The 25863-nt window shown below is 44.0% G+C and carries 25 protein-coding genes; 10 read left to right on the top strand and 15 right to left on the bottom strand.

The window, feature by feature from the left end; genetic code table 11:
- Positions 1–7 precede the first annotated feature (7 nt).
- On the bottom strand, positions 8–826 hold the full coding sequence (locus L5L97_RS19940) for a hypothetical protein (protein WP_263183636.1): 819 nt from the start codon (positions 824–826) through the stop codon (positions 8–10).
- Between the two features lie 433 nt (positions 827–1259).
- Here L5L97_RS19940 and L5L97_RS19935 point away from each other — a divergent pair, with 433 nt between their 5' ends.
- From L5L97_RS19935 to L5L97_RS19925, 3 genes are read left to right on the top strand one after another with little or no spacing between them, the layout of a single operon-like run.
- The gene (locus L5L97_RS19935) at positions 1260–1994 is read left to right on the top strand and encodes a basic amino acid ABC transporter substrate-binding protein (protein WP_011847627.1); all 735 of its coding nucleotides are present in this window, start codon (positions 1260–1262) and stop codon (positions 1992–1994) included.
- 7 nt (positions 1995–2001) lie between these two features.
- A complete protein-coding gene (locus tag L5L97_RS19930; protein WP_263146404.1) occupies positions 2002–2682 on the top strand; it encodes an amino acid ABC transporter permease in 681 nt (226 codons plus the stop codon).
- Positions 2675–3400, top strand: a complete 726-nt coding sequence (locus L5L97_RS19925; RefSeq protein WP_106649618.1) for an amino acid ABC transporter ATP-binding protein — start codon at positions 2675–2677, stop codon at positions 3398–3400. The genes L5L97_RS19930 and L5L97_RS19925 overlap by 8 nt, the downstream gene beginning before the upstream one ends.
- A gap of 485 nt (positions 3401–3885) precedes the next feature.
- Here L5L97_RS19925 and L5L97_RS19920 read toward each other — a convergent pair whose 3' ends face one another.
- The 4 genes from L5L97_RS19920 to L5L97_RS19905 form a co-directional block, all read right to left on the bottom strand.
- The gene (locus L5L97_RS19920) at positions 3886–4623 is read right to left on the bottom strand and encodes a hypothetical protein (RefSeq protein WP_263146406.1); all 738 of its coding nucleotides are present in this window, start codon (positions 4621–4623) and stop codon (positions 3886–3888) included.
- 121 nt (positions 4624–4744) lie between these two features.
- The gene (locus L5L97_RS19915) at positions 4745–5032 is read right to left on the bottom strand and encodes a hypothetical protein (RefSeq protein ID WP_105251593.1); all 288 of its coding nucleotides are present in this window, start codon (positions 5030–5032) and stop codon (positions 4745–4747) included.
- A gap of 204 nt (positions 5033–5236) precedes the next feature.
- A complete protein-coding gene (locus tag L5L97_RS19910; protein ID WP_232790874.1) occupies positions 5237–5593 on the bottom strand; it encodes a DUF6547 family protein in 357 nt (118 codons plus the stop codon).
- A gap of 77 nt (positions 5594–5670) precedes the next feature.
- Positions 5671–6036: a glyoxalase superfamily protein gene (locus L5L97_RS19905; RefSeq protein ID WP_105251592.1), complete on the bottom strand. Its 366-nt coding sequence runs from the start codon at positions 6034–6036 to the stop codon at positions 5671–5673.
- Positions 6037–6198: 162 nt separating this feature from the next.
- Here L5L97_RS19905 and L5L97_RS19900 point away from each other — a divergent pair, with 162 nt between their 5' ends.
- From L5L97_RS19900 to L5L97_RS19890, 3 genes are all read left to right on the top strand, one after another.
- On the top strand, positions 6199–6852 hold the full coding sequence (locus tag L5L97_RS19900; protein ID WP_028761757.1) for an oxygen-insensitive NAD(P)H-dependent nitroreductase NfsB: 654 nt from the start codon (positions 6199–6201) through the stop codon (positions 6850–6852).
- Between the two features lie 333 nt (positions 6853–7185).
- Positions 7186–7830 (top strand): DNA-J related domain-containing protein, encoded by a 645-nt coding sequence (locus L5L97_RS19895; protein ID WP_006082872.1) that lies wholly within the window; start codon positions 7186–7188, stop codon positions 7828–7830.
- 312 nt (positions 7831–8142) lie between these two features.
- The gene (locus tag L5L97_RS19890; protein WP_105251591.1) at positions 8143–8898 is read left to right on the top strand and encodes a DsbA family protein; all 756 of its coding nucleotides are present in this window, start codon (positions 8143–8145) and stop codon (positions 8896–8898) included.
- A 106-nt stretch (positions 8899–9004) separates the two neighbouring features.
- Here the strand turns inward: L5L97_RS19890 and L5L97_RS19885 are convergent, their stop codons facing one another.
- Together L5L97_RS19885 and hemG are read right to left on the bottom strand one after the other, a co-directional pair.
- Positions 9005–9532, bottom strand: coding sequence for a cytochrome b/b6 domain-containing protein (locus L5L97_RS19885; protein WP_263183684.1), 528 nt, complete (start codon positions 9530–9532; stop codon positions 9005–9007).
- Between the two features lie 107 nt (positions 9533–9639).
- The gene (gene hemG / locus L5L97_RS19880; RefSeq protein WP_263183632.1) at positions 9640–10161 is read right to left on the bottom strand and encodes a menaquinone-dependent protoporphyrinogen IX dehydrogenase; all 522 of its coding nucleotides are present in this window, start codon (positions 10159–10161) and stop codon (positions 9640–9642) included.
- Positions 10162–10637: 476 nt separating this feature from the next.
- Here hemG and L5L97_RS19875 point away from each other — a divergent pair, with 476 nt between their 5' ends.
- The gene (locus L5L97_RS19875; protein ID WP_168822615.1) at positions 10638–11846 is read left to right on the top strand and encodes an MFS transporter; all 1209 of its coding nucleotides are present in this window, start codon (positions 10638–10640) and stop codon (positions 11844–11846) included.
- 144 nt (positions 11847–11990) lie between these two features.
- Positions 11991–12830 (top strand): TIGR03899 family protein, encoded by an 840-nt coding sequence (locus tag L5L97_RS19870; RefSeq protein ID WP_028761753.1) that lies wholly within the window; start codon positions 11991–11993, stop codon positions 12828–12830.
- A 102-nt stretch (positions 12831–12932) separates the two neighbouring features.
- Here L5L97_RS19870 and cysC read toward each other — a convergent pair whose 3' ends face one another.
- From cysC to cobA, 5 genes are all read right to left on the bottom strand, one after another.
- A complete protein-coding gene (gene cysC, locus L5L97_RS19865) occupies positions 12933–13550 on the bottom strand; it encodes an adenylyl-sulfate kinase (RefSeq protein WP_105251589.1) in 618 nt (205 codons plus the stop codon).
- Between the two features lie 64 nt (positions 13551–13614).
- Entirely contained in the window at positions 13615–15339 is a 1725-nt protein-coding gene (locus tag L5L97_RS19860) for an SLC13 family permease (RefSeq protein ID WP_263183631.1), read from the bottom strand.
- Between the two features lie 3 nt (positions 15340–15342).
- On the bottom strand, positions 15343–16785 hold the full coding sequence (gene cysN, locus L5L97_RS19855) for a sulfate adenylyltransferase subunit CysN (protein WP_263183630.1): 1443 nt from the start codon (positions 16783–16785) through the stop codon (positions 15343–15345).
- 82 nt (positions 16786–16867) lie between these two features.
- On the bottom strand, positions 16868–17776 hold the full coding sequence (cysD, locus tag L5L97_RS19850; RefSeq protein WP_168822611.1) for a sulfate adenylyltransferase subunit CysD: 909 nt from the start codon (positions 17774–17776) through the stop codon (positions 16868–16870).
- A 91-nt stretch (positions 17777–17867) separates the two neighbouring features.
- On the bottom strand, positions 17868–18713 hold the full coding sequence (gene cobA / locus L5L97_RS19845) for a uroporphyrinogen-III C-methyltransferase (RefSeq protein WP_219233806.1): 846 nt from the start codon (positions 18711–18713) through the stop codon (positions 17868–17870).
- A gap of 442 nt (positions 18714–19155) precedes the next feature.
- Between cobA and L5L97_RS19840 the strand changes: the two genes are divergently transcribed.
- Positions 19156–20040, top strand: coding sequence for a phospholipase A (locus L5L97_RS19840; protein WP_219233807.1), 885 nt, complete (start codon positions 19156–19158; stop codon positions 20038–20040).
- Positions 20041–20273: 233 nt separating this feature from the next.
- The gene (locus tag L5L97_RS19835) at positions 20274–21830 is read left to right on the top strand and encodes a S41 family peptidase (RefSeq protein ID WP_263183628.1); all 1557 of its coding nucleotides are present in this window, start codon (positions 20274–20276) and stop codon (positions 21828–21830) included.
- Positions 21831–21891: 61 nt separating this feature from the next.
- On the opposite strand, the gene L5L97_RS19830 is transcribed toward L5L97_RS19835, so the two are convergent.
- The 3 genes from L5L97_RS19830 to L5L97_RS19820 form a co-directional block, all read right to left on the bottom strand.
- Positions 21892–23628, bottom strand: a complete 1737-nt coding sequence (locus tag L5L97_RS19830; protein WP_263183626.1) for a hypothetical protein — start codon at positions 23626–23628, stop codon at positions 21892–21894.
- Between the two features lie 402 nt (positions 23629–24030).
- Positions 24031–24816 (bottom strand): monofunctional biosynthetic peptidoglycan transglycosylase, encoded by a 786-nt coding sequence (gene mtgA, locus L5L97_RS19825; protein ID WP_105251581.1) that lies wholly within the window; start codon positions 24814–24816, stop codon positions 24031–24033.
- Between the two features lie 799 nt (positions 24817–25615).
- Positions 25616–25863 (bottom strand): transposase (locus L5L97_RS19820; protein WP_263187178.1); only part of this gene is annotated, 248 nt, incomplete at its 5' end.

The following is a 25863-nucleotide window of genomic DNA, read 5'->3' as shown; positions in this document are numbered from 1 at the left end:
CCTATTCTTACCAAGGAACCACTAAGCTTAAACGCACTAGCGTATCACTATCCCATGGCAGAATAGGCAAATACTCAGCCGAGTTAACATCGACTTTAGCATAGTGGTCTAAATTGTATTTAGTATGCTCGGCGCTCAGCATTAACACGCTATTGGGCCGCCAAAAATCGGTTTGGTAACTCAGCTCAAAGCGATATTGATTCTCTAACCATTGGTCTTCGTCTTGCCAGGTTTGTGCGGCCACTTGCATATGTAGCTTAGGCGTCACATTTGCCCCTACACTTCCCATAAAGGTATAAGCAAACGTACCATTGCCAAAATCGCCACGATCGTAACCTCGAGTTCTAGGCACATCATCATCGATTTCGAGATAGTAATAACCCGCACCCGCATTGAACTGAGCCTGTAATGCTTGCCCATCAAAGTTAGCTGTCAGCCCAGGAAATACCTTAGCTTGTTTCTCAACCGAGCTAACGGTATTACGCTTTCCCTGTAAATCGAACTGCCAACCGAATGAAAACGCGGGATTAACACGATAAAGTTCACCCCTCGCGGCATAGGCAGACTTAAACCACACAGGGATATGGTCAGGGTCGAGTTTATCGACATCTACGTCTATATAGGCATCCAGCGCCGCCGTCAGCAAAATATCGCTTTGGGTTTTATGTTCTAACAATAGACTCGCATTTACCCCTAAGGTGTGAGAATCCTCGACCACAAAATCATGGCTGCCTAAGCTGTAATGCCACTGAGTTTGCTCTTCGGCCTGCAGTGCACTCGATAAGCACAGGGCTAAACACACTAATGCTGAGTTGAGATAGTTCACTTTTGACTCCTGAAACATCGTTTCTAGCTTGATAATCAAATCAGCCAGAGGATTAAACTGCATAAAATAGGAATAACACCAACTAAGGTTGCCGTTAAAGAGCGGCTAAACTAGCCAATTTAATCAAAGAATAATAGGCGATAGTTCAAATTATGACACTCTCATTGAGAAGCCGCTAATAAACACCACAGAAGTATAGATAGCCAAAAACCTAACAGTAACAATAGTTATAGACCAAAGCACAATAATTCAACCCAGAAAAAACAACTTACACACAAATTTGTACAGGAAAGCAGCGGGCCTCAATCTTGCAACTGAAAACCGCAAAATAGAAATGAATTTTTAATCAATTTAACAGCATAATTATTGACACTTAATGCTCATCTGCCTATAGTCGCCACACTGATAGTGAAATCGAACAAGAGAGTCTTAAATGAAAAAGTCCATGTTATTAGGCGGCCTGACCTTAACTGCCACCTTGTTGTTAGCTGGATGCGGAAAAAGCGATGACGTGTTAGTCGTTGGTACTAATGCCGCCTTCCCTCCTTTTGAATATGTTGGCGGCCAAAGTGGCGATGAAATCAAAGGCTTTGATATCGATCTGGCCAAGCAAATCGCTAAAGATGCGGGCAAGACGCTGAAAGTCGAAAATATGAAGTTCGATTCACTGATCGTCGCACTCAACTCAGGCAAGATTGATTTTATCGCCTCAGGCATGACGATTACCGCTGAACGTCAAGCAAACGTAAACTTCTCTGAGCCTTACTACGAAGCGACTCAAGTCGTACTAGTCAACAAAGATAACGATAGTATTCATACGCTTGAAGATATTAAAGGCAAACACTTTGCGGTGCAGTTAGGCACCACCGCTGACATTATGTCGAAAAAATACACCCAAAATATCACCGCCTTTAATACGGGTTTCGAAGCCATTATGGAGCTTAAAAATTCAAAGGTAGATTTAGTGTTATTCGACAGCGAACCTGCCGCTAACTATCTGGCTAAAAATCCTGAATTAAAGATGATCAAACTGGATTTTCCTGCTGAGTTTTATGGTTTCGCCGTGTCGAAAGAGCAGCCTGAACTGTTGGCGAGCATCAATAAAACACTGGCTAACATGAAAGCTGACGGCCAATATCAGACGCTCGTTTCTGCCCATATAAAGTGATATCAGCATGATAGACGCAATTAATACCTCGCTGTTTAGCCCGATTGGCGAAGATGGCATGATAGGCATACTGCTGATATTAAATGGTTTGAAAGTGACATTAATCGTCACTTTCTTCGCCATGTTATTAGGCGCAGTGTTAGGCATTGGCACCACCTTTATGAAGATGTCGTCTAGGTGGTATATCCGCTTCCCCGCCAATCTTTATGTCGGTGTGATCCGTGGCACCCCAGTAGTTGTGCAATTAGTGATCCTTTACTTCATCGTGCTTTCAGCCTTAGATGTCGATAAGATCACCGCCGCTATTATCGCTTTTGGTCTCAATAGCGGCGCGTATATTTCTGAGATAATCCGCGCGGGGATTCAAGCCGTTGATAAAGGTCAAACCGAAGCGGCACGTTCACTTGGCTTGTCCCAAGCAATGACCATGAAGTCGATTATTCTGCCCCAAGCGATTAAGAATATTCTGCCCGCACTTGGTAATGAATTTATCGTGCTCCTCAAGGAAACCGCCGTCATTGGCTTTATCGGTGGTGTTGACCTTATGCGCGCCGGTGAAATCATCCGTAGCCGTACCTTCGAGGACAGTGTGCCCTTATTTACCTGCGCCCTTATTTACCTATTCCTGACCTACAGCTTCACATTTGTGCTGTCGAAATTTGAAAAGAGGTTGAAACAAAGTGATTAAAATAACCAACCTGCATAAAAACTTCGGCGATAACCAAGTGCTCAAGGGCATTAGCGAGCATATTCGTCAGGGTGAAGTGGTGAGCGTGATCGGCCCAAGTGGCAGTGGCAAGAGTACCTTTTTACGTTGTATTAATCTGTTAGAGCAGCCAAGCCAAGGCGATATCGAGATTGAAGGTCAATTGATCACAGCGCCAAACGCCTGCGTAGATAAACTGCGGCAAAAAGTGGGCATGGTGTTCCAAAACTTTAACTTGTTCCCCCATAAAACCGTCATCCAAAACATCACCTTAGCGCCCATCAGCCTAAAACTGATGACGCCAGCTCAAGCCGAGACCAAAGCCCTCGACCTACTGGCACAGGTTGGTTTAAGTGACAAAGCCAATGCCTACCCCGCCAGTTTATCAGGCGGCCAAAAGCAAAGGGTCGCCATTGCCCGCGCATTGGCCATGGAACCAGACTTGATGCTGTTCGATGAGCCAACATCGGCACTCGATCCTGAAATGGTCGGTGATGTATTAGACGTGATGAAAGATTTAGCGCTAAAGGGCATGACCATGGTCATTGTCACCCACGAAATGGGGTTCGCACGGGATGTATCCGATCGAGTGATCTTTATGGACGGCGGTTATGTGGTCGAATCTAGCCCACCCGATGAGCTATTCACTCACCCGAAAGAAGCCCGTACCCAAGCGTTTTTAAGCAAGGTACTGCGCTAGCTTAAGCAGCTTAAGTCCTTTCCCTCATGCTCACTGCAGTGACTTTAATAAGTGCCTGCAGTGAGTAAATGATTCAAATTAGGATCCTAACATTCAACGTTTATGACAAAGACTAAATTAAACAAGTCAGGATACAATCATCTTTCACAACACCATAAAAATTATGCCTTTGAATTAATAGGTATTGAACAAAAGCTAAATAGCCGTTTATCTGTTCAGGGAGTTTATTGTCATTGTGTCTCCAGCGACACGCCGTGAATATGTCCTTATAGGCTCGACGGCGACATCCATGTCGCCAACGGTCACTGGTGCCCCAATGCCAATTTTAACTACCAGTTTTGCTATATATACGTAAAAAGCTAGTAGACATAAATGGGTTAGAATTCTTGCTCTAATCTATGATTTTCGGATTAAATTTTCTATGGATTAACGCCGCGCTCTAGGACAAACCGAAGCGCAGCGTAGATTTGTCACAGAGCGCCTTGTTATGCGCTTGCCGCTTCACTTAAATCAATCTCCATTGGAATCTGATATGAATTTGTGTAAAGGCTAGCTTTAAATGATGCCCTCGGCGTGATCAAGACTTTTCCATCTTTTACTGAAATTGTACCGACCAGAGGAAATATATCCGATGGCCCCTTAAGATCAACAAACCTTTTAGTGAAAGTAGTACCTGTTTTGTGGTTAATGTATTTTACAAGCCCATGAGATGCTTCGCCATTTGGGCGCAATTTATATGAAACCAGAACCGAATATGACTTAGTATGTTTTGCCTTAACCGGAAGCTCGACCGCAGAACCAAATCTTTCCACCTCGTTTGAAGCAAGCTTGATTTTTTCGGTTTTTTCTATGCTCAACTTACAAAGGTGCTCAAGACACTCAAAGGTACTGCGAATTACAAATTGTTCAAGTTCGGACTCATTTAATGATTTTAATTTCTCAAAATTTACACCACAGTCTATATACCTAAGCCACTTTTCTGGTGTTCTATCGGAAAAAACCATCGTGCCTTCTGGAATAGCATTTGTGTAGTTTACATATAGGTGATCGAATTCTCCGAGGGATAATCCATTTTCACCAAGTATTGTGGCTATGCGAGCACCCCAGTAATGAAGCAGCTTAGGAAATTTGAAAAATCTAGAACAACTCGAAGGTAGACTCTTACCTGTCTCATATAGGGAGTCGCTAGCGTAATACCTAATATCTATTAATGCTTTTTCCATTTATATATCCGCTCTCTCTTCACGCATAGCCGCAAACAGCTGCTTTGTATTGGATTGTTTTGCGGTAGCGTAGCAAAACAAGGAACGAAAAAGCCATCAGGCTGGTTTGCATTGTTATGTGTTACTCACAGAATGGACAAAATAAGTTGTTCATGAAGTCTAGTGGATCAATATTGGAGCTAGGTAGTAGAACCGTAACTCTACCGTGCTTTTGACATTCTATTTCTTGGAAGCCACCTTCTGCTTTTAAAGTACTTATTTCCAGATCGCTCCAGCCGCACCAAGGGCAACATTTTATCTCAGCTTCAGTGATAGCAGCAATTTCCTGCTCCCAGTTACACTCTCCGCAATGGACTTTGCGAATCGTTCTGGCTTCTGTGAGGTTTATTACTTTGGGTCTTTCGATCATTAAGATTCCCCTACACATAACGTTGGGTATAAGCGGATCCGCGTTAGCGAATAATAAATCAAGCCATCCATTTTAAACCAACAACATAATGCACTTTTGGCTTGCCTTCAACCAGCGATGACTTTGTTAAGTAACTGAAATCATTCAGCTGTGTGCTAGGCTATATGCAGATTGATCACTGGAAGCAAGATATTCCGATAATACCTATTCTTGCTCCCAATTATCCCCTTCTCGGCGACAAACATAGTCATAGTAAAGGGTGGAACCAAAGGGCTGAAATTCCATCTCAATGCCGTTTTCGTAATACTGACCATTTTCGCAGTCCATTCTGTCATTAAGTCGTACTAAGGCATCATGAATACCACCACGTCTAGCATTAATAAGCATCTTGACGAGAATCTCTCTTTGCTGGACAGTTAGTGACTTTAAGAACTCATTTATTTCTGAATTTTCCTGCCTGTTTGGATAGCTCCCTTCTTGCAAGACCCATTTTTCAAATACTCCATCATGTAACTGAGCAAACTCGTCAACAAAGCATTTCCACAATTCAACTGAACTCATTTTTTCTCCTGAAAGCATAACGCAGTGCCCATGCGCGTAAACTTGTGAATGCCGCAGGCCTCGAATGCCTCACTCTGTTATGTGTCTGCTGCTTCATTAAACAAAATCCTGTTTGAAAACGGATCTGTTACAGTAAAGCAACGATCGCCCCAAGGCGCATCTTCAATACTAGGTTTGTTGTATTTATATGGCTTAGAAGTCACATGAGCAAATAATTGATCAAGTTCACTCACATTCACAAAAACCTTACAGCCAGGAGTACAGTCGCCTGAATGTTCGCTCAAGTGCAAAACAAAATTACCAAGTGAAACTTGTATATAAATCGGGTAGCCATCCTCAAAGCGATGTTCCCAATCTAATTCCATACCCAGAAAGCCAAGATAAAACTCTTTGGCTTTATCTTCATCAAAGATCCGCATAATTGGGATTGTCTGAAACTTCATGCCATCTACTCCATCACACATAAGCTTTGTCTAGTGCGCATAAGCACCCAGTTTCAAATTTTTTTTGAAACTAATACCTGCCTTGATCACATTGTTTTTTAGTTAAACCTGCTTAAAATGCTGCCATTGAATTTGTATTCCTTAATGATTTGGAGCCGTTACATGAGTGATTTAAGTTTCTTCGCCAAAAAGCGCTACACCACTAAGGCCTTTGATCCAACTAAGACGATTCCTGCGGATAAAATAGCAGAAATCAAAACCTTATTGCAGTACAGCCCATCATCGACTAACTCACAGCCTTGGCATTTTGTGTTAGCGAGTACGGCGGAAGGTAAAGCGTTAGTTGCCCAAGCGACCGAAAACTATGCGTTTAATACCCAAAAAATTCTCGATGCTTCCCATGTACTCGTACTCTGTGCTCGTGCTCAACTAGATGAAGCACACTTACTGCAAGTGCTCGAGCAAGAAGCGAAGGATGGCCGCTTTGCTAATGAAGAAGCCAAGCAAGGCCAACATAATGGCCGTTCTTTCTTCGCTAATATGCATAAATTTGAGCTGAAAGATGCCCAGCATTGGATGGAAAAACAAGTCTACTTAGCGCTTGGCACTTTAATGCTCGGTGCAAGTGTATTAGATATTGATGCGTGTCCGATCGAAGGTTTTGATGCCACTAAAATGAATCAAGTCCTAGGCTTAAGAGAACAAGGTCTATGTGCCTGCGTGGTTGTCGCCTTGGGTTATCACTCAGAAAATGATTTCAACGCTAAATTGCCTAAGTCTCGCTTAGATCAAGAAGTGATCTTCACCGAGATCTAGTCCTTCACTCTATGTGAAAATAATCATGCCCTTGATTTTATGTGATATAAACAAGGGCATCATGTCTAAAACTATCCATCTCTTAACTGCCTTTCACTAAAACCTCACTGCTGTTAACGGCTTATTTACGCCGAGAAACCATCTAAAATAGGAGTAAACCATCACGGTATTGCTCTAAAATTCATCTTTGCCTACACTTTGGCTCTGTGGCATAGTTTGCGGCTCAACTTAGTGAATGATCATTTATCGTCGCCTTTCGAGTCATCTTTGTTGCAGCCCAGCAGTTTTATCGGCGCATTGGTAACACTCACAATTTAGGATGGGACAGTCAGTATGTTATTTGCCAAACCCTCACTCACTGAAGAACCTCAATCGATTCGAGTTGCAAACACTAAGGGCGATAACCCACTGATCTGGCCGTTGCTTACGGTTTTACAAGCCTCAAATCAAAGTTGGAAAATCCATCACTTAGCCACTGAATTACAAACCCAAGGGCTGATCCACCAGCTTGATGAAAATCCGGGTAACGATTTATTCAAACGTAACTTCCTACTGATGAACGCCCTGTTTGAACTGCAGGAAATATTACTGCCCAAGCAATGGCTGCAAGTCAAAGCCATGGAAATTCAAATCTTCCGCTTAGTACCATCAAACGTTAACCTGCTGATAATGCAAGATACTTCCCTGCGTGAGTATTACCTCGATTGGAATAACTACGACACCAGCGAAAACGTAGTACGAGAATTACTTGAGGCATTCTGGAGCAATTATAAGAGCTATATTGGCTTAAATATCAATCTGATGAACAAAGGTAACGCGCTGCGAGTTTTCGAATTAGACGAGAGTGCTACCGCCCGTGATATCCGCAAGCAATGGCGTCGTTTAGCGCTCAAATGGCACCCAGACAGACCCGATGGCGATGCGGCGCGTTTTCGCGAGGTGTGCGAAGCTTGGCAGTCGCTTAGGGATATTGCGTAAGAATTTAGTCAGTGATGATGCAGAAAGGGGCTTTAATCAACATGGACCGACTTAGCGATGCGATCCTGCCTACAGTCCTGCCAAATCTAAGGTAAAACTTCCATTGAGATCACAGATTTAGCCTACTAGCTTCATGCCAATTCAGTCATAATTAAGCCTTTCCATTTAACCTGAACCTATGTGTCAACGCTGGCATTTTGGCTAGCTTAACTCCTAGGTTGAAGCTCACTCTATCTCTTATGTTGACCGTTGAATGTCAACGATAACAACGACTGACATTGTGAATTCAATCCCACCGAATTTGAGGAAACTATGATTAAACAATTAGCCTTGGCTGTAACCTTAGCGATTGCACCATTGAGCACCTTTGCCGCCAATTTTGTTGAAGGCACACATTACACTCAAATCTCGACCAAAGCGCCTAGCAGCGAACCAAAACTGACTGAATTCTATTCATTTTATTGCCATAACTGCTTCAATATGGAAACCAACTATTTGCCTGATATCAAGGCAAACCTCAACAAACAGATAAGTTTCGACAATAAGCATGTCGACTTTATGAATAGCGACATTGGCACCGAAGTGATGCGTTCATTAGCCGTGATCCAAAGCGTGGATAACAAAGACGCCTTAACCCATGCCATGTTTACCGCAATCCAAGGCGCAGAGGGCGCAAACGGCCACGATCACAGTGCACCTGGCCATCAGCATGAGCCGCAAATTAACAGCCGTGATGACATCAAAAAAGTCTTCGCCCAATTTGGTGTCGATGCTGCTAAATACGATGAATTAGCCGATAGCAAAAGCACTAATGAAAAGCTTTCCCTGTGGCGCACCCAGCAGAATGAATTCAAAATCGACAGCGTACCCGCCTTTATCGTGAACGATAAATATGCGGTAAATTTAAACAGCATCAAAACCTTAGATGAGTTAATTGGGTTAATTAACTACCTTGCTGTTGAGAAAGATGCCGCCCCCGCTAAAACCTCATCGGGTGGCAGTCTAGGCTGGTTATTTCTAGTCTTCGCCGCCGCAATTGGTGTGACCCGTCAGCAACGTCTTAGCTAATTTAAAACAATCGTTGAAATAAAAAATGGCCTCCAAATTAGGAGGCCATTTTTATGCGTGTTCAATCCAAGCTATCGATATAAGCGCTCAATATGGGTTCTGCAGTTTATTGCCGAATAAAATCAAGAATATGGCTCGCTGCCAAGACGAGATGTAGGATCAAGAAACCAATAAAAGCCTGCGCAAAGACTTGATGATAACCACGCCATGTCAGTGCCGTTGGCGTCCCTTGAACGATAAACCAAACGAGGCCCGTAACCCCTGTAGCCACTAGCAACAGCATGCCGATACCTTCTATGGCACTAAACAGCCCTTTGCCACCAGCGACGGGGAATTTGTTTTTAGCAAGTCCAACAATATCTTGCTTTAACTGTGCCCAATCGCCCGCCAACCAGCCAAAGTATTGGTGCCACTTGCCACGCAAGGTATTGCTGAGTAAAAAAAGAATCCCAAGCACAGTGCACGCTAAACCTAAATATACATGCAAATAATCCCAAAAACTGGCGTTATCGGGTATCCGTCGGCCCATAAAAATCCACGGACTGGAACACACGAGTAAAATAGTCGACACGACAATCCACACATGCAGTTGCGCCATAATGACTCGGCACAAGGAGCGAAGTTTAGTCATCATACTGATCATATTTAATGCTCCTTTGCCCTTGTGACTAAGGCATACATACAGCTTTCAGGGCGCGAATAGAATAGGGCTAAATGAAGCACCGAAATTTGATATCAAGCTTAAGCGCTGTGGATCTGCTCACCAAACTCAGTCACTTTCTGCCAATCCGTGTATTCAACATTGGTAACAGGGTCCGTAGGTCCTTTCGTTAACCACATAATGAAACGGATAATATTTCTATCTAAAGCGTTATAGCCTTGGTAATTCAAGTTACCCCCAAAAACGCGCAACAATTGTGGCCGCCAAGTGGTTTTACTTAAAAATGCCTGCATGTAAGGATTGGTCTCTGGGGTGTTTTTCTCGGGTTTACGTGCCACTAAACTGACAGAGAAAAAACCACTGACCTTATCCGTCAATACGGCTTGATGCTTTTCAATAAACTCGTACAAACTTGGGTTATGTTTACCATGGCGAATACTGGCGCCTATGATGATTTTGTCGAACTCAGTGAGCTCTGGAGCGGCCTTGATATCGGCAGTAACCACTTCATTACCCAAAGCCATTAACTGCTGTTCAAGCTTTTTAGCAATCTTTTGAGTCTGGCCGTGAACACTAGAGTAAATGATAAGAATTCTTTTCAATTTAGCCTCGATTAATCCCAAGCAAAATAACAATAAGCGGCCTAGAAAAGACGGTGCAGGCGACTTAATTTCGACTCTCTATGCCCGTTTGGCATATCAAATGACATCACAACGCTCAGACTAAATGCGCTAAAAGTAGCAATGGACACCCAGAGTCATTGGCATTCCAGTGGAATTTAACTTGGTATGCAAAAGTAAAATGACAATTAAGATATTTCATACTAGGTGATTTACCCGCCAATTTACATGAAATAGATCACGGGCTTAGCGCCAAACACCCCAAGTATATGCGGTAGTTTTAACTGCCTCACAAAAATAACGCTTTAGGTATATCCTCGCTTTAGCGTCTTTGTAACCTAGGGAGTTAATTCGCCTAAACATTGTTACAAAATTGAAAGGGATAAGTCACACCTTATATAGCCAACCTAAGGAAAAAGCATTAGCATTTGAACACTTATCGCCTGAGTCCCTTATCCATGAAAGCTATTCAAGCAAAAGATCCTAAAGCACTCTTGCTGTGGATGACCTTTGTTATGTCGCTCGTGTTTGCCGTTTGGCAGGCATTGCTCAACAACTTCGTGATTGAGAAAGCCCAATTCACTGGTGCTGAAATCGGCATGTTACAAAGCCTGCGCGAAATCCCCGGCTTCTTGGCTTTTACGGCAATTTTTGTGCTGCTGCTCATTCGAGAACAAGCCTTCGCCCTGCTCTCGCTCGCCATTTTATGTATCGGCGTAGCGGTAACAGGTTTCTTTCCTCAGGTCATAGGCCTATATCTAACGACTGTGTTGATGTCTGTCGGGTTTCACTATTTTGAAACCATCAACCAATCGCTAACGCTGCAATGGGTCGATAAAAAAGACGCAGCTGGATTTATGGGTAAAGCACTGGCGTGGCGTTCGGCGGCCGCTTTAGTCGGTTATGCCAGCATTTGGCTAGTAATGACTTGGTTGAAGCTAGACTACCTGCATATGTATTTGATTATAGGCGTATTAGGTCTCATCATTGTGCTAACCATAACATGGTATTACCCCAAGTTTGAGACAACGGAAATACAACACAAAAAAATCATACTGCGTAAACGCTATTGGCTCTATTACCTGCTCACCTTTTTTTCAGGTGCAAGGCGGCAAATCTTTATGGTATTTGCGGGCTTTATGATGGTTGAAAAGTTTGGTTATAGCGTCAGTGAAATCACTGCGCTGTTCTTAATCAACTATGCCGTTAATCTACTTTTTGCGCCTGCTATTGGTCGTTTGATTGGACGTATTGGTGAGCGTAATGCGCTTACTGTGGAATATATCGGACTCATCTTAGTCTTTATCAGCTATGCCCTAGTCGAACAAGCCCATATGGCGGCAGCACTCTACGTTATCGATCATTTACTTTTTGCGATGGCAATTGCGATGAAAACCTATTTTCAAAAAATCGCCGACAGCAAAGATATTGCCGCCACTATGTCAGTCAGTTTCACCATAAACCACATAGCGGCTGTGATTATTCCTGTGCTTTTGGGCTTATTATGGTTAACCGATCCCGCCTTTGTATTTTACATAGGGGCGGGCTTTGCCGTATGTTCGTTAATACTAGCGCTGAATGTTCCGCGCCATCCTGAACCGGGTAATGAAACCTTATGGTCTTGGCCAACTAAAAGTGCGAAATCAATCGCTAAAGTCGTTAAATAAAACGGCATAATAACGAACCAAAGAATTGGCTTAACGAGATGCTCAAACTAAAGAGATGATCATCTAAAGTGAGCTACAACCGAATGTAAGAGTTCACTAAGCCCACACCTCAACCACAGTGCAGGCTCAAGGATAAATAACGCGATGAAGGATTCAGATATTTTACTGTTGGCAGAAGAAGGCGAGTCAGCATCCGAGGTATCCGCTCGCAAAAAAGCCCTGCTACTTGGTCGCCAATTAGGGCTCGCCAGTGAGCAAGAATATCGCCCTGCGAACGCCTCAATAGCCGAGCGAGCTCAACATAGAGCACGCAAGTTATCGAGCGAATATCAGGCCAATGTGGAAACCATTTTTGCCTTAGCCCTCAGTTATACCCACTCAGATGTCACTGGGGTCGATCTTGATCCCGATTGGAGCCATCAATTTTTCTTGATGGCGGAACAAATCCATAACCGTAAGATGCAAGATTTATGGGCTCGGATATTGTCGAGCGAGATAGTGAATCCGGGAAACTTCAGTCTACGTACCCTAGCGCTGCTCAAGCAACTGACTCACAGGGAAGCACAAATTCTTGAAAAAGCCCTTGGCATGGCGGCTAAGGTAAATAACGAGCAGCGCCTAAAACTCATCAGTGGCTACCGCTTGTCAGGTGGGATTGGCCAGTATTTCCGTAAAACCACCTCAGTCAATTTAGGCTTATCCCAGTTTGGGCTACCTTATTCCAGTATTTTGACCTTAGTCGATGCGGGAATACTTCACAGCAGTGAGTTCGAAACCGGCCTACTCAATAACAAAACACCGATTCAATTTGCCCTGCAAGGCATACAAATGAAGCTTACGCCCAAGAGCGGTAATCTGCTTTTTAGCTATTATCGCTTAACACCGATTGGTGATGAACTCGCCCAACTAGTACAGCCTAAGCCGGATCAAGAATACTTGAAGGCTCTGCAGCTCTTATTTGCTAAAGACTTTAAAATAGAATAATGCTCACGCCATAAAAAATTATGAATCAATGGTATAAGCAGTAAAACCCAGAAATAACAAAGGAGCCTAAAGGCTCCTTTTAAGCAAGATAAGGGCTAAATGTTAAGCTAGCGCTTTTGCCTTATCGGCATTAATAACATTGATCGCCGTTAAATAATCGATTAATGCACGCACTTGAGTCACTAAATCGCCTTTGCTGGTATCTATGGTTAACTCAGCGGCTAATGGCGCTTCATAAGGTGATGAAATACCAGTGAAATTGCTAATTTCGCCACTGCGCGCTTTCACATACAACCCCTTAGGGTCACGCTGCTCGCACACACTCAAAGGCGTAGCGACATGCACTTCAATAAACTGCCCCGCAGGAAAACGGGCACGAATACCATCACGTTCTTCACGGGTCGGTGAAATAAAGGCCGATAACACCACAAGCCCCGCATCCACCATCAATTTAGCCACTTCGCCCACACGACGCAGGTTCTCATCACGGTCTTCAACCGTAAACCCTAAATCTTTACACAGGCCATGGCGCACATTATCACCATCGAGCAAATAAGTGTGGAATCCCGCCTCAAATAACGCCCGCTCTAATGCCCCCGCCAGTGTTGACTTGCCCGCGCCAGAAAGTCCGGTAAACCAAAGTAGTACTGGGTTTTGGCCTTTCTGCTCGGCTCTGGCGGCTTGGTCTACAGGATGTTGATGCCACACGATATTTGTCATAAAAACTCCTCAATCCCCATGTTGACTAACCGCTAACATAAGGACAATAAACTCAAGCTAATCACTAAAATGGAAAGATGATCGGCACCATAAATATCACTATCAGGGAATACAGCACAGATAACGGCAATCCAAGGCGGACAAAGTCACTGAAGCGATAATTACCCGCATTAAACACCATCAGATTGGTCTGATAGCCGTAGGGTGAAATAAAGCTCGCGCTGGCACCAAAGACAACGGCCATAATAAAGGGCCTTGCATCGACACCGTAATTAAGCGCAATCGCGTAAGCGATAGGGAACGCCAGCGCCGCCGCTGCGTTATTGGTCACCAGTTCAGTCAGCAATAAAGTCATTAAATACACGCCGACAAAAGCGCCAAATACCCCATAACCGTTAATAACTGAGAGTAATCCTTGGGCTAAACTGTTCGCAAGGCCTGTACTCATCATCAAGTTGGCAAGCCCTAATGCACTCCCCACGATCACCACTAATTCCAATGGGAAACGGCGTTTAAGCTCAGCTAGCGTGACTGCGCCTATGGCAAAATAACTGAGCAGCAATATCACTAAACCTTTAGCCAAGGGTAATATGCCAGTGACACTCAGGATGATCGTTGCCGCAAAGCCCAGCAATACCCAACGACCACGACGACTGTCTAGACGCACATTCAAATCTAAACCACTGATCGCTGCAAACTCTGAACTCAGCTTTGCGCTATTGCTAAAACCATCACCTGGCGTCAATAACAACACATCACCGGGTTGCAGAATAATGTCACCGAGTCCCCCCTTCAGCGGATGATTTCCGCGGCGAATGGCCATCACAGCCGCATCAAATTGCTCACGAAAACGCGATGCTTTCAATGAACTGCCCACTAAACTGGACGACGGTGCGAGTACAGCTTCAACTAAATTTTGTCCTTTGGCTTGATGTTTACCAAACCAATCTAAACCATCGAATTGGTGCAATAACTCAACCGATTCCACCGCGCCACTAAAGCGCAGCACGTCGTCCGCTTGCAACACTAACTGGGGCGGCACAGGGCAAATACAAATGCCACTGCGTTCTAATTCAACCAGATATAACTTTTTCAGCGCCCTAAGTTTATTATCCACCACACTGCGACCGACCAAGGACGAACCTTTCGCCACATGGGCTTCGAGCAAATATGGCAGCGCTTCTTCACCTGATTCTTCCCGTCTGTCGGGCAGAATGTTCGCCAGTAAGGTCAGTAACAATATACCCGCGACAACGATCACCACTGCAACTGGCGTAAACTCGAAGAACCCTAAGGCGGGTAAGCCGGCGTTTTCTACAAAGGAGTTCACAATCAAGTTAGTCGAGGTACCAATCAGGGTCAGTGTGCCACCTAAAATTGCCGCATAATTTAACGGCAATAATAACTTAGCCGGCGCGTGAGCCTGATTGCGGCGCACAACACCAATCAGTGATGCCACGACCGCAGTGTTATTGGTAAATGACGACAGCAAAGCCGTCGAAAAACCGAGCTTTGCCATTGTCATAGGCAAAGAATTATTACCTATGACTTGACTCAACTTTCCCAGCAGGGACGTTTTTTCTAACGCAGTCGCGGCCAACACCAAGAGGACCAGCGTGACTAAGCCAATATTGGTAAAGCTTGTTAATGCGGTATCGAGCGCAACCATGCCAAGCAAATAACAGAGCAAAAATGCAAATAAAAACAATACCGCTGGATTGATACGGCCACTAATTAAGCCAGCCACAAGCCCTAACAAAATAATCGCTAATAGCCACAAGTCACTCACAAATTAAGCTCCAAGCTTAGTGATATCTATCGCTTGCCAATGGGGGAAGTGTTTACGCACTAAGGCATTAAACTCGACTTCAAAGGCACTAAATTGTGACGCTGTTTGCTTGTTAACATGTTGACCCGACACCACCATAACCGCGGCAACCGTCGCATTACTCAGGCGGTCGATTAAGATCATTCCGCCGGTATCGCGTACTAACGAATATGCATCAAACACTATGTCTTCGGTCAGTTCTAAGGTCACACGCGCAATGGCGTTTAACCCAAGAGTGTCCGTCGCACTGCGTGCTAAGGTATTAACGTCAACCACATAATCGATAGCAGTCACAGAAGCTTGCGTCTTCTTACCGGCCACTTTGATGTCGTATAACTGACCGAGTTGTAATGGCTTTTCATCCATCCACACTATATCAGCGCTGATCACGTTAGCAACGGCTGGGGCAGAATCCGGTCTTGCCAGTAAATCGCCACGGGAAATATCAATTTCATCTTCCAGCGTGATAGTCACAGCTTGGCCTGCAACCGCTTCTTGTATGTCACCATCGAAGGTCACAATACGTTCAACCTTGCTGCGTTTGCCCGATGGCAAAGCGACTAACTCGTCGCCGACATTGATGATGCCAGAGGCTAAAGTGCCTGCAAAACCGCGAAAATCTAAGTGAGGGCGCGACACATATTGCACAGGAAAACGCACAGGCAATGAGCTGAGTTCACGCTGAGTATCAATGGTTTCTAGCAGTTCAAGCAGTGTACCGCCTTGATACCATGGGCTTTGGGTGCTGCGCTCAACCACGTTGTCACCATTAAGCGCCGATAACGGCACAAAGTGGATATCGAGGTTGCCGAAATCTTTAACGAAATCCGTAAAATCGGCACGAATACGGTTGAATACTTGCTCGTCAAACCCAAGCAAATCCATCTTATTCACGGCCACAACAAAGTGACGAATACCCAGTAATGACGCGATAAACGCATGGCGCTTAGTCTGAGTCTGCACGCCGTAGCGGGCATCGACTAAAATCACCGCTAAATCACAGGTTGATGCACCCGTTGCCATGTTGCGAGTGTACTGCTCATGCCCTGGCGTATCGGCGATGATGAACTTGCGCTTATCACTTGAAAAATAACGATAAGCCACATCGATAGTGATGCCCTGCTCGCGCTCAGCTTGTAGGCCATCCACCAGCAAGGCTAAGTCAATCGTTTCACCTGTGGTGCCCATCTTGGCGCTGTCGCTCTTGAGGCTCGCTAATTGATCTTCATAGATCTGCGCGCTGTCGTGTAACAGACGGCCGATTAAGGTACTTTTACCATCGTCGACACTGCCACAGGTTAAAAAGCGCAGTAAGCCTTTGTGCTGCTGCAGGGCTAGATATTCTTTCACACCATGGAGGGTAATTTCTGCCGCCATGAGATTGGTTTTATTGACCGCTTTGTCCATCTTATTCTCACTCTTGATCTGCTTGGCTGAAGGTCGCGCTGATTAGCGCCACTTTCGCGAAATAGGGTTAACCCTGTAGAGATTAGAAGTAGCCTTGACGCTTCTTCTGCTCCATAGAGGCACTTTGATCTGAGTCGATCAATCGGCCCTGACGTTCGCTCGAACGGGTTAACAGCATTTCTTCAATAATCTTTTCTAGACTGTCGGCCTCAGAATACATGGCGGCAGTGAGTGGGTAGCAACCTAAGGTTCTAAAACGCACCACTTCTTCTTTAATCTGCTCGCCCTCGGCTAACTTCATCCGCTCGTCATCGGCCATGATTAACTGACCACCGCGCTCAACCACTTGGCGTTTAGCTGCAAAGTACAAAGGCACTAACTCAATGTTTTCTTGATAAATATATTGCCAAATATCCAGCTCAGTCCAGTTAGATAATGGGAACACGCGAATACTTTCGCCCTTGTTCACTGCACCGTTATAGGTGCGCCATAATTCTGGACGTTGGTTTTTAGGGTCCCATCTGTGGTGACGGTCGCGGAAGGAATACACGCGCTCTTTGGCGCGGGATTTTTCTTCATCGCGGCGAGCCCCACCGAAAGCCGCATCGAAACCATATTGGTTAAGTGCTTGCTTTAAACCTTGGGTTTTCATTATGTCAGTGTGTTTCGCACTACCATGGTCGAAGGGGTTAATTCCCTGCGCCAACCCTTCTGGGTTGATGTGCGTCAGTAACTCGAAGCCAAATTTCTTTGCCTGCGCATCACGGAACGCGATCATCTCTTTGAATTTCCAACCTGTATCGACATGCAACAGCGGGAATGGGATCTTGCCTGGATAAAAGGCTTTACGCGCTAAGTGCAACATAACGGAAGAATCTTTCCCGATGGAATACAACATCACAGGATTATCGAATTCGGCTGCAACTTCACGAATGATCTGGATGCTCTCAGCTTCCAGTTGTTGTAAGTGGCTTAGTTCACGCCCGGCCATACTATTCTCCGTTACCTTAAATTCGCCGTGTTACCACAGCATGGATTAGCTTAATTTGTTTAACTGCTTAATAGCTTTAACTGTTTGCGGCTTAGCTTATCGACGCGACGGCCGAGACTCTAACCGATTGAGTCTGTTCATCGCTGACCTGAGTCGATTCAATCGCTTCAGGTTTGAACCAATGCAAGGTGTCACTCAGCGTGACGACTTCACCTATGATCATCAAAGCTGGCATTTGTAATTCTGGATCGGCGGCAAGCTGTTCAAGCTCACCTAAACGGCCGATAAAACGACGTTGCTCTTTAGTGGTTGCCTTTGACACTATCGCCACGGGTGTTTCAGGGCTTCGGCCCGCATCGACTAGACCTTGGCGAATAATGCCTGCGTTCAGAATCCCCATATACACGACTAAGGTATTGTTAGGATTAGCATAACCTTGCCAATCCATAGGGCGACTCTCTAACTGACAATGGCCAGTGATAAAAGTGACGCCTTGGGCATGATCTCTGTGGGTTAGGGGAATTCCCGCATAGGCTGACGTGCCGCTGGCAGCAGTAATGCCGGGAACAACTTCAAACTCAACCCCAGCTTCGACTAAGGTTTGTAACTCTTCGCCCCCGCGGCCGAAAATAAAAGGATCGCCACCTTTAAGACGCACCACATTTTTACGGGTGTAGGCTTTAGTGACAAGTAACTGATTAATCTCGTCCTGTGCGGCGCTATGCTTGCCCGCACGTTTACCTACGGCAATCTTCTCAGCGTCTTTGGGAATAAGATCGAGGATATCTTGGCTGACTAAAGCGTCGTATAGCACTGCATCAGCAGCTTTAAGGATGCGCCATGCCTTTAACGTCAATAACTCAACGTCGCCGGGGCCGGCACCCACCAGCCAGACTTTGCCTTTGGCCGCTTGGCCCGGTAAAGAGAAAATTTCCATCAGAATCCCCAAGATCACTTTAGTCTGTAGAAATATAGCGCGTCTTATATTCCATAATAAATAGATAATTATTAGTTTTTATATCATTTAGATATAAAAGAATGAGTGACCACTCACTTAAAGTGGGGAAAACCTTGGGTTTCAAAATCAAAAATGCCCTAAATCCAGGTTAACCTATTGAAATAAAAATGACTTAATAAGATTAAGCGAATTGCATCAAAATAATTTCTGTCCGCTAAGTGCATGATTTTGGCACTATGTTATTGCCAAAAATTCTACCTAAACATGTCTCTATGGGACTAAAAATGGCTGACTACAAGATTTGTCATTAAGTGACACAGGATTTTTCCATAACCATAAATTCACTTTCTAATGTTAAGCTGGAAATAACTATCTTTGTTGAGTACGACTGACAAATAAATAAACACATCAAGGAGGGCAGATGAAACCACTTTACTCAGGTATTGCATTGGCAGGGCTATTAGCCTGTACGGACGTAAATGCCGAAGAATCATTAGTCAAAGGAAGAGTAAAAGATGAACTTGCCACGGCGGATCTACCTTTTGTGATTACGCCACATAAAGTGAATTACCTTTTACCAGTCACCTACAGCCCAGATCCCAACATGGCACCTTTCACCGAAGATGCAATACTCAACCCCTATTCTTTAGATGAGTTTGAGGCTAAGTTCCAAATCAGTTTTAAATTTCCTATTTGGTACAATGTGTTTGGTGATAATGGCCATTTATTTTTTGCTTACACCAATCAATCCTATTGGCAGGTTTATAACAAAGACACTTCGTCGCCTTTTAGGGAAACCAATCACGAACCTGAAGTCTTTATGCTGTTTAATAACGATTGGAAAATTGGCAGTGTGACCAATTCCTTTTGGGGATTTGGTGCCGTACATCAATCGAATGGTAAAGCAGGGCCACTTTCCCGCAGTTGGAATCGACTCTATGCCACTATGATTTTTGATGCAGGCCCACTCGCCTTCTCCACCAAAGTGTGGTGGCGTATTCCTGAAGATGAAAAGACAGATCCATATAAAGCCAGCGGCGACGATAACCCTAATATTGATGACTATATAGGTAAAGCAGAGTTTATTGGCGTTTATGGTATCGATGAACATAGATTCACTTTAACCGTTAAAACGAATCTAGAAGATATCGACAGAGGCTCAGCAGAACTGACTTGGAGTCATCCTATCGTCGGCAACTTACGCTTTTATACTCAATACTTTAATGGTTATGGCGAAAGCCTAATCGATTACAACTATCACAATCAACGTATTGGTATCGGAATTTCACTCAACGATATTCTTTAAGAAAGATATACCCACTTGATCCCGCTATTTAAGATTGTTTGGGTATATAAAGTGACTAAGTACAAAAATCGACCATAATTTGCTGCTAATCTACCAAACCTGCTGCTAAATTGCTCAGATGGACCTGGGTTTATGGCTCAGCGGGACGATTTACATTGATCCGAATGGCATTTAAGCCGATAGTCGCACACCTTTTTGTGCCCTGAAGCCGCGCCTTAACATCATGGAGGAATATGAGTTTTAGCTACCGCAGCATAGTCATGCTACTCAGTGTCATTATTTTCGCGAGCTTACTTAAGCTCGCGTTTTTCGCTGTGCCAAAAGATAGCGCTGCACCAGTGCTAAATGCACAAGAGGTACGCCAAGATCTCTATGCCTTATTGGATCAAATCGAGCAACACTCAGCGTTTTATGCCTTAACGGCCGACAAAGCCAACCCGCAGCTTAAATTTATGGCTAGCCTTATTGTTGAACAGTATCAAGATATTACTCCCAATGATCGCTTTGCTGCTGAAGTCACTAAATTACTCAATACCCTCAAAGATCCAGGCGCTCAAGTGCATAACTTCGATGATCAAAGCGGCGATCTCCCGTTAACGCTAAGGCCAGTCAACGACCAATGGTTAGCCTTGGATAACGGTAATAATCCAGTCAACAACGACTTCCCCTTTATCACTCATATCGATGGTTTACCTATGAGCAAATGGGTAGCGACCAGCCAAGCCTACTTACCTGAGCCGGCAAAACAGAGTCAAGAAATGCAGTTACCTTGGCTGAAAAAACTTAACCTACTGCGCGAAGACTTAGGACTCAGCATAAAGCCCTATGTGGTCATTACGCTAATTAATGATGACCTACAAAGCCAGCAGGTGACTCTCGCCCTGCCAAGCCATAAACCGCAAGTTCAATTAGCAACTATCAGTGAAAAAGACGAGACTCAAGATATTAATGTGCTCGAATTTATTAACCAATTATCTCAATTTGAGCGCACCGAATTTCAAGACATGCCAAATCAATTAGAGACGGTCAACAATACGACGGTCAAACTTAAGATCAGCGATCTCTACGCCTTTGAATTAGATAAAGAACAACAGCAAGAACTGCTCAAAGGCATGACACATCCCTTACTAATCATTGATTTACGTGATGCCAGTGGTTTTAGTCCGAAATTATTGACTATGCTGTCGCGATATCAAGATGCGGATTTAAATAACACTTTAACACCTAACGTGATGGGATTTGCGCACTATCGCCGCTCACCAGAGCTGAGAAATGACTATCTACAGCCGCTCAATTTTATGCCTCTGGATGCGTTAGAGTACAGTCCTCCTAGGCTCAAATCTCTCACCCGTAACTTACCCTCTGTCGATAAAGAGAAATTCAGCCCTTGGTATGTTCGCACTAAGCCTGCGGTGGCTCCTGAAGGGCGAAATCGCTTAGCACTACTCGTGAGTCCCCATTGTCGCCAAGAATGCGAGTGGATTGCCTATCGTACTAAATCTTGGTCTAGGGCAAATTTGATTGGTGAAAAAACCTCAGGCGACTTTGCACGTCAGTATCATTTCAAACTGCCAAACAGTGGATTAAACATAAGATTCAGCAGTTCGTTAACCTATGATGCACAGGGGAGACTCCTGTCGGGTGTCGGGACTGAGCCGGATATTTTGCTCCCTCAGAACAGTGATATTCAATGGCAAGGGCTCGTTAGTTTAATGCGCTCCGCCAAGCCCAAAGCGCAACTTGTTCTGCCAGCACAGCACACTAAGTTGGCTCAAGCTAAGCTAAATTAAGCCAAAAAAAGAGCCAGCAATCTGCTGGCTCATTTTAAACAAATATGAGTTTACTAACGCATTACTTCTTTTCAGTCGCTTTAGAATTGGCGACTGAACCTATGACCAAGCCTTGCTTATTCACATCAAAGCTCATTTGAACTCGCATGTTGTAATCTTTAAGCATTTGCATTTCTTCAGGGATCGGCTCACCACTCATTTCTAACAGTGTTAGCACTGGCGTAAACATCTTGCCGTAATCAGCAGACAAGCTGTACATGCCATTCGCTGACAGTTTCTCGCCTGCTAATTTGTTGGCTAAAGCTAAGCCTTTATCACCGCTATACACCACTAAATGTTGACCTTTAATCGCCAGCATTGGCTTAACACCTAACTCTGGAGGCAACATCAATATTGGAGATAAATCAGTAGCATCGCCGTTATCGGCTAATTGCACTTCAGCCAGCATAGGGGCGAAAGGTTTGACCATATTAAACAACATGGATGGGTTTTCGGCGCTGAGGCTGACTAAAGCATCTAAGCTTTCTAACTTAGGCTCTTGATCTTGTGTGCTCATTTTAAAGTCGAGCAATGAAACGCTCATGCCTTTCACACCGTTAGCCATACCAGTGAACATGCCTAGCATAGCTGGGCTCTGTTGGCTCAACTCAGCCTGCAACTCAGCCAATGGTGTACAGGTCAGTTGTGGCTTTTGCAGATCATCCCAAATAGCCGTTAATGAAGGGGTAATTTCATTGATATCTAGACCTATTCCCATGGAGAAGATAGTGCTGTCGATATCCGCCAGATGCGATGGAATAAAACCACGCATCTTTTGCATTGCCGCAAGAATAGGTTGATTCTTCGTTTCGACAACAAATGAAGCCGCCATATGGCTTTCTTTTTCCGTCACAGAAAACGCCGTTAAACCAGCAACGGTACGCGGCCAGTTAGCGGCAATCGCAGTCAGTTCGGTACGACATTCTGGTGTTCTGATTTGAGCTAATGGATCTTCACCTGCACTTTCATCAGCAAAAAATTGATTCAGTTGCTTAGCTAGCATATTGCTATCTGCAGAGGTCAATGCCTTTACAATTTCCACATGGTTAATAAAGCTAATGCTGTCATCTTTAAAACCATGGGTCTTAATAATATCTTCTAATATGCCAGAAGCGGCTAATGACTGCGGCGCCTTCTTAATACCAAATGCCATTTCTAATAACTCAGGCTCGGTAATAGAGGTGCTGAAAGTCATCGTTAATATGCCATCTTTCTGGGCAAATAGCAGTTCAGCTTTCTCTGCTGAGCTTTCATCCGATAGTGCATAAGCGCGATAATCAACATCGCCCACTTTACGCATTTCGTGGGTTACACCACTGTCTTTTTCGGCTTTATCTAATACAGCCCAAAATGCTTCAGCCTGATTAACATCAATCTTTAATACTGGCAAAGCACCTAAAGTATAAATATAAGGTTTAACTTCATCGGGGAAACCGAAGGTTTTTAACAGTAAGGCAGGATCTTTCATCCCATCCATATACTGCTGATAAATGCTAACGAAGAACTTGCCCATAGGGCTATCCTGCACACCGAGTTCATCAAGCGTGTTACTTGGATATTGCTGATAATTTCCAGAAATAGACTGTAAATACGCTTTTAACGGGAAGGGTTTTAACTGGCCCGAAAATATCGGCGTATCGGCAGGCACATAGTCGAGCAAAGGATTAGCAGAGGCACTAGAACCCGCGCCATTCTGCATATACCAATAACCACCAGCACCTGCTGCAATAATTGCCGCGGCAATCACAATCTTTTTCATTTAAGAAACTCCATTTAATGACATTCAATTTTATGAAAACAATACCTAAAGAACTCACCTTAGGTATTTAAATATTTATCCGCTCTTACATATCCCTTATGCAGATAATGCAAAATCAGAAAACGCAACGACTCAGCCCTACGCAATACAAACCCAGTTTAAAATGCTTAGGCTAAGCGAAACTAAGGTATAAAATATTCCCGATAATTTAACATTAAACCGACACAGAAGCGAACAGGATAGGAGTTCGCAGCATTAAAAACGTATTAGAACTAACGTTTATTCAACATGATTCCAATCTTATTTCAATTCGGTAATAAAACATCTCAAAGTCATCGACGATTAAGCAAAGAACCCAATGACAAATTAAGCTCATCTCACTCAAACTAACTCACCAGAGCGTCATCGTGCTTCGTGGACTTTTTTAAGCGTGACGTCACCTAGCTGACGCATTTGCTTACGGATCCAAGCTGAGCGCTGCTGCACATAGGATGACGGTGGAGACACCTTATAGCGCCAAGGATTGGGTAAAATGGCTGCGAGTAATGAGGCCTCGTATTGGGTAAGTTTTGCCGCTGACTTTCCAAAATAATGCTTTGATGCCGCTTCGGCGCCATAAATGCCTGGGCCAAATTCTACAATATTTAAATACACTTCAAGAATACGCGACTTATCCCAAGTCAACTCCATCAATAACGTAAACCAAGCTTCCAATCCCTTACGAAAGAAACTGCGACTCGACCACATAAAAAGGTTTTTCGCCGCCTGCTGACTTAAGGTACTTGCCCCACGGACTTTGGTGCCTTTTTGATTGTATTTCAGTGCCGAACTTATCGCGGCTAAATCGAATCCAGTATGCTCAACAAAACGTTGATCTTCCGCTGCAATCACAGCCAATTGTAATTCGGGAGAAATTTGCGCTAAATCGCGCCATTGATGCCTGATCTCACCGATAGGTGCAGGTGGAAATAAGGCACGCTCGATACGCCAAGTCCACATAGGAGGATCGACGAATCGTAGTAGGATCACTAATAAAATTGAGCAAATAAATGCCCAAACTAATCCCTTAAATAACCAAGACAATAAACGACGAAAACCACGCTTTCGTCTCTGAGGTGCTGGGTCACTCGACTTATTGACACTTGGACGCCTGACATGATCTCGCATCGCATATAAAGGGGCCGTCATTTATACCATCTCATCCACACACTCTCATTTCTTGTTTCTCATCTATCCAGTCAAGCCATCCCATTGCAAGGATTCTTTGAGGCAACCTAGGCTTACAGAAAATATTCTAAAGCTTTACGCAAGTTGCAAGCTGATCATGCTACGAGAATAAAGGAAACACCAAGGATATCTTACTCGATAATCAAAGATAGGTTGAGAAATAACCATAACAAGAACAAATCACTATTGGAGATTGACTGGGGTCGACTTAACTTGACCTCGGCAGCTTTGACGACAGCTGACCGAGGTAATGATGGCTGATTAACGAGAGCTAGCAAGTCAATCAAACTGCTTGATACTCGCAGGTGCGAGTCAGGTTTTCAACGCTTTCACTGCATCCAATTAAGCCATATCGATACACAGCAAACCCAGCCCATAAATACCGATATACAACAACTTAACCTCATAAAAGACATGAATCATGCCAATTAACGCAGTAAAACGCTTCAAAACCATCTACGGGAACTTCAAAATATAGCGCAGGCTTAACCAATGTGCATAACTCTGTGAGTAAAAATGTACAACATTTTTAGCATTTAAAAATGAATGCAAACTAACTCTATGAATATCAATCTATCTTAGTTAAATGACGCTTAAATCACATCACTTAACTTCCTCGGCAATCCAGAGTATTAAATTCACCCCAAACCCCACCTACCTTAAAATGATAAAAAAAACGCCCCAAACTAAGTTGAGGCGTTTAATATTTAAAATCAATAAAATGACTAGGGTCTGTTGATCTTTGCTGTACAAATGTTGTTCAGCAATACATCGGCAGCCACATTAACATAAACGCCAGTGACACCATACTGGCGTAATTTCTTGCTAGCTTGTCATATCTTGTTGATATTGCTCGATAGTGCTTAATTCTTCCAAAAGCATTCTCCACTAAATGTCGATACCGATATAAGCACCAATCGACTCTTTCTTGAGGTGTATTCTTATAGCGGCGCCTTGGAATAACAGATTTCTGTATTCTTATAGCGGCGCCTTGGAATAACAGATTTC

The organism is Shewanella sp. SM71 (assembly GCF_025653905.1).
Taxonomy (GTDB): domain Bacteria; phylum Pseudomonadota; class Gammaproteobacteria; order Enterobacterales; family Shewanellaceae; genus Shewanella; species Shewanella oncorhynchi.
This window is presented reverse-complemented; position numbering and strand designations above follow the sequence as displayed.

Bases quoted from the DNA above. Each gene is read 5' to 3' on its own strand.
- L5L97_RS19935 (WP_011847627.1), top strand. From the start codon at position 1,260: ATGAAAAAGTCCATGTTATTAGGCGGCCTGACCTTAACTGCCACCTTG.
- L5L97_RS19930 (WP_263146404.1), top strand. From the start codon at position 2,002: ATGATAGACGCAATTAATACCTCGCTGTTTAGCCCGATTGGCGAAGAT.
- L5L97_RS19920 (WP_263146406.1), bottom strand. From the start codon at position 4,623: ATGGAAAAAGCATTAATAGATATTAGGTATTACGCTAGCGACTCCCTA.
- L5L97_RS19915 (WP_105251593.1), bottom strand. From the start codon at position 5,032: ATGATCGAAAGACCCAAAGTAATAAACCTCACAGAAGCCAGAACGATT.
- L5L97_RS19910 (WP_232790874.1), bottom strand. From the start codon at position 5,593: ATGAGTTCAGTTGAATTGTGGAAATGCTTTGTTGACGAGTTTGCTCAG.
- L5L97_RS19905 (WP_105251592.1), bottom strand. From the start codon at position 6,036: ATGAAGTTTCAGACAATCCCAATTATGCGGATCTTTGATGAAGATAAA.
- L5L97_RS19900 (WP_028761757.1), top strand. From the start codon at position 6,199: ATGAGTGATTTAAGTTTCTTCGCCAAAAAGCGCTACACCACTAAGGCC.
- L5L97_RS19895 (WP_006082872.1), top strand. From the start codon at position 7,186: ATGTTATTTGCCAAACCCTCACTCACTGAAGAACCTCAATCGATTCGA.
- L5L97_RS19890 (WP_105251591.1), top strand. From the start codon at position 8,143: ATGATTAAACAATTAGCCTTGGCTGTAACCTTAGCGATTGCACCATTG.
- L5L97_RS19885 (WP_263183684.1), bottom strand. From the start codon at position 9,532: ATGATGACTAAACTTCGCTCCTTGTGCCGAGTCATTATGGCGCAACTG.
- L5L97_RS19875 (WP_168822615.1), top strand. From the start codon at position 10,638: ATGAAAGCTATTCAAGCAAAAGATCCTAAAGCACTCTTGCTGTGGATG.
- L5L97_RS19870 (WP_028761753.1), top strand. From the start codon at position 11,991: ATGAAGGATTCAGATATTTTACTGTTGGCAGAAGAAGGCGAGTCAGCA.
- cysC (WP_105251589.1), bottom strand. From the start codon at position 13,550: ATGACAAATATCGTGTGGCATCAACATCCTGTAGACCAAGCCGCCAGA.
- cysN (WP_263183630.1), bottom strand. From the start codon at position 16,785: ATGGACAAAGCGGTCAATAAAACCAATCTCATGGCGGCAGAAATTACC.
- cysD (WP_168822611.1), bottom strand. From the start codon at position 17,776: ATGGCCGGGCGTGAACTAAGCCACTTACAACAACTGGAAGCTGAGAGC.
- cobA (WP_219233806.1), bottom strand. From the start codon at position 18,713: ATGGAAATTTTCTCTTTACCGGGCCAAGCGGCCAAAGGCAAAGTCTGG.
- L5L97_RS19840 (WP_219233807.1), top strand. From the start codon at position 19,156: ATGAAACCACTTTACTCAGGTATTGCATTGGCAGGGCTATTAGCCTGT.
- L5L97_RS19835 (WP_263183628.1), top strand. From the start codon at position 20,274: ATGAGTTTTAGCTACCGCAGCATAGTCATGCTACTCAGTGTCATTATT.
- L5L97_RS19830 (WP_263183626.1), bottom strand. From the start codon at position 23,628: ATGAAAAAGATTGTGATTGCCGCGGCAATTATTGCAGCAGGTGCTGGT.
- mtgA (WP_105251581.1), bottom strand. From the start codon at position 24,816: ATGACGGCCCCTTTATATGCGATGCGAGATCATGTCAGGCGTCCAAGT.